Origin of the sequence: Acinetobacter sp. UBA5984 (genome assembly GCF_002429925.1) — a bacterium.
GTDB classification, from domain to species: domain Bacteria; phylum Pseudomonadota; class Gammaproteobacteria; order Pseudomonadales; family Moraxellaceae; genus Acinetobacter; species Acinetobacter variabilis.
Window position 1 is genome coordinate 1 of record NZ_DJBE01000025.1, and the last position, 8,876, is coordinate 8,876.

Sequence of the window (8,876 nt, forward strand, 5' to 3'; positions counted from 1 at the left end):
AAAGTGTCAACACACCCTAATTGGTAAAATATGTATTTCACGTAATCTTGAAAGATATTAGTCAAGTTCGAGATACAAAAGCTCATCCAAAGCTTACACAATACTGAGCTTGAGCGCTTGAAAAATTATTTTTGCCAGATTAAGGCTGAATTTAATTATCTAAAAAATAAGTTGAATAGTGTAATAGGGTGTTCCATGTGTTCATTATAAAACACCCGACTGATGCTTAATCTGCCAAAATCCGAAAGTCTGCATATTGACGGATCGTTTCTATGTTCAATTGATGAATCTCATCGATAAATGCAGCATTAAAATGACCTAAGGTTGCTGCTTTGGCAAAAGCCAATTGACCGGCGATTGCAAAATGTACATGAGCAGAGAGTGCTGCGATCGCAGAAGAACTGACTGCACTATAAGCTGCAATCAGTGCGCCTAGGGCACATCCAGTTGCTGTGACGCGCGGCTGTAAATATGAACCGCCTAAAACCTGAATCACCGGATAATCTCTGGAAATGATGTAATCAGACTCACCTGAAATAGCAATACATTCACATTGTTCAAGTAAGGACTGCGCCTGTAGATAAACTTCTGAGCTATCAACAGTGCTATTGACGCCTTTAGACTCGATATTCTTTCCAGCCAAAGCACCAATTTCTGAAGCATTCCCCCGTAAAATTGTGGGTTGATAGGTCATGAGCTGATCAACAACACCTGAACGCCAATGCAGTACATTTCCATAACCAACAGGATCTAGTACCCATGACTTTTGGATACTGTGTGCTGTTTTAGCAGCGATCTGCATCGCCTCGACCTGTTCGGTAGTCGGCGTTCCCAAATTTAAACTGAGTGCTCCAGCAATTTTGACAAAGCTCTCTGCTTCAAAAGGATTATCAATCATAGCGGGCGAAGCATTCGCAGCCAGCAAGATATTGGCCACATAGTTGCTGGCCACCGCATTGGTCATCACATGCACCAATGGTTGCTGCTCTTGAAGCAATGACCAGGCTTCACAGATCTGATCGAGAAGAGTATTTTGTAATTGTTGCACGGAAGTATTCATCATCCTGATCTTTCAAATATGAATAGAGCTGCTAAATTCTTAGCGGGTAAAATAATGGTCTTGATGTTTGCAGTTACGGCATAACAGGCTGACATAATCGCTGGCATCATATTCAACAGTAAGCTCTTGTGAGCCGCAATGCATACAGCGTTTTTGTGAATAAAATTTCAGGCGTGGTTCAATCTTCTGCCATGAACGCCAGATCGGCTGGAAGAAAATATTTTCATCATAACCAAGAAAGCGGAAAAACAGAATGCTGCTCATTTTGCTCAAAGGCAATTGTGGTGGACGAGGCAGAATTGAGGTTTCCCATTTTTCATTCACTGAACGTTCCCGATATTGCTGTAGGGTCTTTTTCAGTAAATTGGTATTAATGAAATTTTCATTTCGTGGTTTTAAAGCTTTCTGCTGATACAGATATTCGAGGGCCGATTGCACGAGATAATAAATCTGTCCCACAGCCAAAACATCGAGCAGGCGATAGCAGAAAGCCTGAAAACTTTGATTGCCCGCAATCTGGATACCCCAGCTACGGCAATAGAACTGTGCGAATTGAATGACTTCCTGATACAGTAGACAATACAATGCATCTTTGACTTCATCCGCACTTTTAAAAGGCACGCCTTTACTCAGATTTTCATAGAACCAGAAACGCAACTGCTGGGTAATACTGAACAGGCTTGGCTCAGAATAGCCATCCAGACGTACATTAATATAGTACTGCTGATTCTCTTGTTGAATATCTCTAGGAATTAGAATCTGATCTTTCAGCAGATTTTTGACCAGACCATGCTGATACAGGTAATTCGGGCTGATGGAATAATATTTAATGGCATGCCAGTCAATATATTCCTGATGCTGGCTATGTTCCTGAACCTGTTCATCCAGAATCGAGAGCAGAAACAGTTTGCTAATAAAGCTGAGCTGATTAAGCTCATATTCATGCCGATCCTGCTTTTTATAAATTTTCCGGTTTTCCTGTAAACGGACTTCTTTCAGCATACGTTTACGCTGAGCCAGACACTGATCGCAATAACAGTTATGTTTCTGGTCGGTATAGAGCTGATGCTGGCAGTGGCTGCATTCATGATAAGTAATGTCCTGATCATACTGTTCTGCCTCGATCCAGTACATGGAGGCCTTACATAGCGGGCACTGCGTACTTTCATCAAGCTGTTTTTGCAGAACGTTGAATACCATGATTGCGCACAACTCCAGAATAAAGAGAAACTGCGATTATACACAGCTCATCAAAGTCACGCGTCATTTGAGAATATTTTAATGCAGCAGATTTCAGGAGGAGAGAGCCTTTCAACAAACAGAGCTACCGAAGTAGCCCTGTATTCAAGAAAACTGGATCATCGTTTTTTAAACGGGGCAGGGTAATGTTTCGTCTTCCTCTCCTTGATGTTTCGCTTGAATCAACGCCTGCACTTTTTTGGATGGAACCTTTTTGCCACCGAGTGCATCATAAGTATTCAGAATCGCACTGACCTCATGCGCTTGTAGCTGAACGCCTTCAGAACTCATAAACAGGGCAATGACTTTATGATCAATATTGGCCTGATCCAGAACCTGAAGTGTTTTAAGATTTTCAATCCGTACCACATGCTGTTTTAAATACATAGCTCACCTCAATTTCTTTGTTGTCGTTATTCTTGGAGTCTTTGCGCTTGGAGAAAACACACTTAAACTGTAGCAAAAACCATGCTCATTTTTTAATCAGTATTTCGGAATTGCTATTAATCCTAAATTATATATTTTTAAATCAAATAGATAAGAAAATGTGAAAAAATATGATATTGGCTGAAAACTTGGCATATATCTTTCTTTAAATCCTGCCGTTGCTGTTGGGTGAGACAAAATGCATTCAAACTGGTGCATGTCATTTGTGCATTTAAAGTGAAATTCGGAACGCAGATTAACCAGAACCTAATCTTTTAGAAGCCAGATTTTGCAGTGCCCAGCATCTAAATTGGATAAGGTTGTTCTGAACTCAGGCAGTAAATTTTAATATTGGAATAATACTTTGCATATGCAGGAAACATGCATAGAGGAATCATATAGTGCAGATGAGGGCTTTTTTTATTCTATCTTTAAGTTGTTTTAGAGAGGGGGATTTTAGATATCGGGCAAATATAAGGCGATTGTCGTATATTTTGATGTAGCTCAATTGAAAAGATTAGTAATTATTCCCATATACAATACAAATGAAACGCACAGACAGGTTCAAGATCAAGGCGTATGATCAATACATTGACAATCTTTTGCCTTAGAAGCTGTGCAATAAAGGATCAGGACATTATATGAATATCGCGGCGAATCCGGTGATCGAAGCAGATCAAACCATTTATTTAAAAGACTATCAAAAACCTTCTTTTGTTGTAGATTCAATCGACCTGAATATTCAAGTCTATGACGATCATACGCTGGTCAGCAGCAAACTGGAGATGCAGCGTCAAACAGCAGGTGATCTGGTATTGCTTGGTCGTGACCTCGAACTGCAATCGATCCAGTTAAATGGTCAGCCACTAAATGCATCAGATTATATTCTGGATACTGAGCAACTGGTGATTAGCAATGCTCCAGATCAGGCGACCATTGAAACAGTCGTCAAGATTCATCCAGAAAGCAATACCATGCTGGAAGGTCTGTATCAGGCCAGTTCAGATCTGTTCGTAACTCAGAACGAACCGGAAGGTTTCCGTAAAATTACGTTCTATCCAGACCGCCCAGATGTATTGTCTGTATTTACCACTCGTGTCGAAGCTGACAAAAAGTATCCAGTTCTACTGGCTAACGGTAACCTGATTGAGACGGGTGAAGTGGATGAAAACCGTCACTATGCACTTTGGCAAGATCCAACCAAAAAGCCGAGCTATTTATTTGCCTGCGTCATTGGGGATCTGGCAGTAATGAAAGATCGCTATACCACATCAGAGGGTCGTGATGTGGCACTGGAAATCTATGCCGAGGAAAAAGATATTCCAAAATGCAAAATTGCGATGGAAGCGTTGAAACATTCCATGCGTTGGGATGAAGAGCATTATGGTCTGCCATACGACCTCGATAATTACATGATCGTAGCAACTAGCGCATTTAACATGGGTGCGATGGAAAACAAAGGTCTGAATATCTTCAATACCTCATGCGTATTGGCTGATGAAGAATATACAACAGATGCTGCCATCATGCGTGTACAGTCCGTAATTGCCCATGAATATTTCCATAACTGGACGGGTAACCGGATTACTTGTCGTGACTGGTTCCAGCTGTGTCTGAAAGAAGGTTTGACTGTATTCCGTGATCAGTCTTTCTCGGAAGATCTACAGTCTGCTGCGGTACAGCGTATTGATGATGTTGCAGTCCTGAAAGCGCATCAGTTCCCGGAAGATTCTGGCCCTTTATCGCATCCACCGCGTCCGGATCATTTTGTAGAAATTAATAACTTCTATACTGCGACCGTGTATGAAAAAGGTGCGGAAATTAACCGTATGATGGCGACTTTACTCGGTAAAGAAAAATTCCGTCAAGGTACAGATGAGTATTTCCGCCGTCATGATGGTCAGGCCGTAACCGTTGAAGACTGGGTAGCTGCATTGACCGCCGGTTCTGGTGTGGATCTATCAAACTTCCTGACTTGGTATAACCAGCCAGGTACACCGAAACTGGTCGCAAAAGGTGAGTATGATGCAGATGCACAAACTTATCGTCTTAGCTTTAAGCAAAGCCTGAAAGCTCATCCGAAATATCCGAATCTGAAAGCTGTTTCGATTCCAGTGGCTTTGGCCTTGTTTGATGCGAATACCGGTGAGCAGCTGAGCCTGAACTCTGACGCCTTATTTGAAAATGGCGTCAAAGATGGGGTGTATCTGTTTGATCAGGATGAAGCGACCATCGAGTTTAGCGGTGTAACCAGCAAGCCGGTGGTTTCTTTATTGCGTAACTTCTCTGCACCCGTTGATCTTCATTTTGATTACTCTGAACAAGAACTGGCGTTCCTGTTGCAATATGAAACCAATGGTTTTAACCAGTGGCAGGCGACCCAGACTTTATTAGAACGCATTCTGCTGGATGATCAACCTTCTGAAATTTATATCGAGGCAATGCTAAATACCTTGCCTGATCTGATTCAGAAAGATCCGCTATTGGCTTCCCGTCTGTTTGATGTACCGGCTGAAGGTTACCTGGGTAGCCGTATTGATACAGACTACAATCCGGCCATGATCCAGGAAAAACGTGATGCCTTGCTGCATAAATTGGCACGTGCCTTTGGAGCAACAGCTAAAGAAATCTATCTGAGTCTGGATCCTGAGCTACAGTCAGATTTCTCTCAGGCGATGGGTGTGCGTGCACTGAAAAATATCATGTTGATGCTGATTGCACGTCAAGGTGATGAAAGTGCATTTGCTCTGGCAGAGCAGCAATACCAAAACACAGGCAATATGTCTGAACGTTTAGGTGCCTTGCGTGTATTGGTATGGAATGATGCACCTCAAGCCAAAGCATTCCTGGATGATTTCTATAACCGCTTTAAAGATGAAGCACTGGCACTGGATCAATGGTTCATGCTGCAAGCAGCTCATCCAAAAGCGACTGCAGAAACAATTAAAGCACTCACTGAGCATGCGGATTATGACTTGAAAGTGCCAAACCGTATCCGTGCGGTGAGTGGCGGTTTGAATGCCAATCCGGTCAATACCTGGAGCTTTGGTGTACAGCATTATATCGAGCTGGCGAAATATCTGGATCAGAAAAACCCGATTGTCGGTTCACGTCTGCTTCAGGTGCTTTCACGCTGGTATACACTGATTGAACCACAACGCAGTGAAGTTAAAGCACAACTTGAAGCTTTAAAACCACAGGTGAAATCGAAAAATGTCTCTGAGACATTGAACAGCATGTTAAGCGTATAAGATCATTATGTAAAAAGCCGGATCATCTGATCCGGCTTTTTATTATTTACTTATTTTAAATGGTGAATTTAAACACATTTAAAATCCTATAATGCGAAATCAGCCACATAAAAGGTTTACAGTAAGAGGCTAGACAGGAAAGTAAAACTATACTTTTCTATTAAACATGAAGAAATCTTCAAATTGATATACTAGAGGTCTTATTCAAGATGTTGGTGAAAATCGAAGATGGTTTTTATTTAAATACTCGGCATATTATTGCGGTCCATGTCAGCAGAAATGCTGCGACTGGTCTGTTTGAAATTTCCCTTCAATATACACCGTATTCTATTCAGCAAGCTGGAGAATACAAAAAAGTATTTAATAGCCAGCTGGATGCTGAACTCTTCCTGAACGAACTGAATCAAAAAGTTCGCTAAAAAAAGCCTGCATAGCAGGCTTTTTTGTTGTCTGTCTTACGATCTCACAATCAATACCGGAATCTCGGACTGGGAAAGGACATTCTGTGCCACGCTGCCCAGCATCAGTTTTTGCAAACCTTTGCGGCCATGTGATCCCATGATAATCAGATCGGTCGGAACTTCCTGCGCTGCCTGAAGAATTCCTTCAGAAGGTGCCATACCATGAATGATTTTGGTCGTGACTTGTGTACCATCATGCACAAAATTTTCCTTGATCTCATTTAAAAGATCCAGTGCATGTTGTTCTGCCTGCATGAAATAGTCAGTGACTGCGGGAGCAACCTTATAAAAGTCCACGCCTTTAAATGGATCTACGGCAATAATACTGACCAATGTCACCTTACTACTAAAAGCTTTGGCCAGCTCACGGGCATGTTCAGCTGCAGCATAGGACATCGAGGATTCATCGAGTGCGACAAGAATATGTTCATAGTTTTGCATGGTGCCTCCTCATTTTTAGAATATGCAGTGAAATGGTCATTTAGAAAATGGAGGTTCACTGTAGAAGGGTTCAGACAGAAACACTGCCTGAAAAAATTGCGCACCTTGAAGATGCGCAAATCAGGTTATTTTTTAACGATTAACACCGGAATTTGACTGGCGCCCAAAACATCTTGTGCAAAGCTGCCCAGAATCATTTTCTGGAAGCCTTTACGACCGTGTGAACCCATGACGATCAGATCGGCTTGGGTTTCCTCTGCAGTCTCAGCAATATGTTCGGCATTCACCAGACCAGTCACAATGCGGGAATCTGCTTCTATACCTTCACTGTCTGCAATTGCAGTGGCTTCTTTTAGGGCATTTTTTGCATTGGCATGAGCCTGAGCAAAATACTCTTTCATGATGGTTGAACTGTAGTAGAAGTCAGCTTCGGTAAAAGGGTCTTCTGCAATCAGGCTGATTAGGGAAAGTTTACTGCCAAATGCCTTGGCAATTTTGGCTGCATGTCGAACTGCAGAAAAGGAAATATCTGAACCGTCTACTGGGACTAAAATATGTTGGTAAGCCATGATTTTTCTCCGCATGTTGTGTGTCTTTTACGCTCTGATTTATTGATAGCACAGTGCAACCAAGGGTGCAATTGCAAAAAGCTGAAAAATGGAAAAAATCTTTAAATTACAGATATTTTTCACATGAAAGCAGAGATTTGATTAAAGAAAAAACAGAGCGAAAAACTAGGAATTCAGGTTTTATTGATCAAAAATAACAGAATAAATGACGCTGTTTTTCTGGGGATGGTTTAAACTGCCTAGGCTTATTTTTGGGCTGATCTATGGGGAAGGTTTTGAGGTTTTTTGCCATTCATTTATTGCTGCTCTGTTCAATCATTTTGGCAGGCTGTCAAAATACTGTACAGAATAGCCGGGTCATTGCGAGTGCTTTTAATTTGACCACAGGGATGCAGCAAAAGGTGATGGATCGCTATTCACCAGGTTCGGTCATCGTGCATCAGAATATTGTCTATGAACCGCAGCAAAAACTATCTCTGGATCTGTATCAACCACAAAATATCGAAAATATCGGCCCTCAACCAACTATTGTGTGGATTCATGGTGGTGGCTGGATTTCCGGTTCCAAAGAACATGCTCGGGGTTATTTTAAACTTCTGGCTGCGCAAGGTTATAACGTGGTATCGGTTCAATATCAGTTTGCACCTCAAGCGATTTATCCAAGTCAGTTACATCAGATTGATCAGGCTTTAGAGTTTATTACTCAACATGCAGCCGAATACCAGATTGATGCCCAGAATTTATATCTGGCCGGAGATTCTGCCGGGGCGAATATGGCCAGCCATTATGCTGCGCTTCTAACAAATCCTGACTTCGCCAAACAATCTGATTTTCAGCCTTATCTGCAACCCTCTCAGCTTAAAGGTCTGATTCTGCACTGTGGTATTTATGACCTGGAGTCATTTGCCAGTACTGCACCTGATGAAATGAAGATCGTAGAGTGGGGGGTATATAGCCTGATTCAGGCCTATACAGGGGATCGTAAAAATGATGCCGAGTTTCTCAAACGTATTTCTCCAATCCAGTATATTACGCCGTCGTATCCGCCAGTATTCATTAGCGGGGGCAACAAGGACTTTCTGACTGATACCCAATCCTTGCCTTTTATCAAAGCTCTAAAAGCGCAGCAGGTTCCAGTAACAGAAGTTTTTTATCCCGAATCTAAAGCCTGGCTGATTCATGAATATCAGTTCTTTATGGGTAAGAAAGAAAGTCAGCAGACTTTTATCAAGACGCTGGATTTTTTACATCAGCTTTCGCCCCTCAATATATAGTTATAAATAATTTATTTCTTAAGACTATAACTAGGGTGTGTTGACACTTTTAGCTTAAAAAATAGCAAAGTAGTAAAATCAAATCGCCAAACCCAATTTTACTATTCGCTATGCCTCGTACCATGCTGACAGATCAACACTGGCAAAAGTTGAAA

General features: G+C 41.7%; 8 protein-coding genes. 3 read left to right on the top strand and 5 right to left on the bottom strand.

Annotated features, from left to right (window positions below; all coding sequences use genetic code 11):
- Positions 1-226: 226 nt before the first annotated feature.
- The 3 genes from thiM to B3J29_RS03930 form a co-directional block, all read right to left on the bottom strand.
- Positions 227-1,060 carry a hydroxyethylthiazole kinase gene (gene thiM, locus B3J29_RS03920; RefSeq protein WP_005236088.1) on the bottom strand — a complete coding sequence of 278 codons (834 nt, stop codon included), beginning with the start codon at positions 1,058-1,060 and terminating at the stop codon, positions 227-229.
- 39 nt (positions 1,061-1,099) lie between these two features.
- Positions 1,100-2,260 (bottom strand): hypothetical protein, encoded by a 1,161-nt coding sequence (locus B3J29_RS03925; RefSeq protein ID WP_005236086.1) that lies wholly within the window; start codon positions 2,258-2,260, stop codon positions 1,100-1,102.
- 168 nt (positions 2,261-2,428) lie between these two features.
- The gene (locus tag B3J29_RS03930; RefSeq protein WP_005236083.1) at positions 2,429-2,686 is read right to left on the bottom strand and encodes a hypothetical protein; all 258 of its coding nucleotides are present in this window, start codon (positions 2,684-2,686) and stop codon (positions 2,429-2,431) included.
- A 680-nt stretch (positions 2,687-3,366) separates the two neighbouring features.
- On the opposite strand from B3J29_RS03930, the gene pepN reads away from it, so the two are divergent.
- Both pepN and B3J29_RS03940 read left to right on the top strand, forming a co-directional pair.
- Positions 3,367-5,976, top strand: coding sequence for an aminopeptidase N (pepN, locus tag B3J29_RS03935; protein ID WP_005236081.1), 2,610 nt, complete (start codon positions 3,367-3,369; stop codon positions 5,974-5,976).
- Positions 5,977-6,185: 209 nt separating this feature from the next.
- Complete coding sequence (locus tag B3J29_RS03940) at positions 6,186-6,395, top strand: hypothetical protein (RefSeq protein ID WP_005236079.1); 210 nt, start codon at positions 6,186-6,188, stop codon at positions 6,393-6,395.
- Positions 6,396-6,431: 36 nt separating this feature from the next.
- Here the strand turns inward: B3J29_RS03940 and B3J29_RS03945 are convergent, their stop codons facing one another.
- Together B3J29_RS03945 and B3J29_RS03950 are read right to left on the bottom strand one after the other, a co-directional pair.
- Positions 6,432-6,878 (bottom strand): universal stress protein, encoded by a 447-nt coding sequence (locus B3J29_RS03945; protein WP_005236077.1) that lies wholly within the window; start codon positions 6,876-6,878, stop codon positions 6,432-6,434.
- A 125-nt stretch (positions 6,879-7,003) separates the two neighbouring features.
- The gene (locus B3J29_RS03950; RefSeq protein WP_005236076.1) at positions 7,004-7,447 is read right to left on the bottom strand and encodes a universal stress protein; all 444 of its coding nucleotides are present in this window, start codon (positions 7,445-7,447) and stop codon (positions 7,004-7,006) included.
- A gap of 275 nt (positions 7,448-7,722) precedes the next feature.
- On the opposite strand from B3J29_RS03950, the gene B3J29_RS03955 reads away from it, so the two are divergent.
- Complete coding sequence (locus tag B3J29_RS03955; RefSeq protein WP_034581187.1) at positions 7,723-8,721, top strand: alpha/beta hydrolase; 999 nt, start codon at positions 7,723-7,725, stop codon at positions 8,719-8,721.
- The last annotated feature ends 155 nt before the right edge of the window (positions 8,722-8,876 follow it).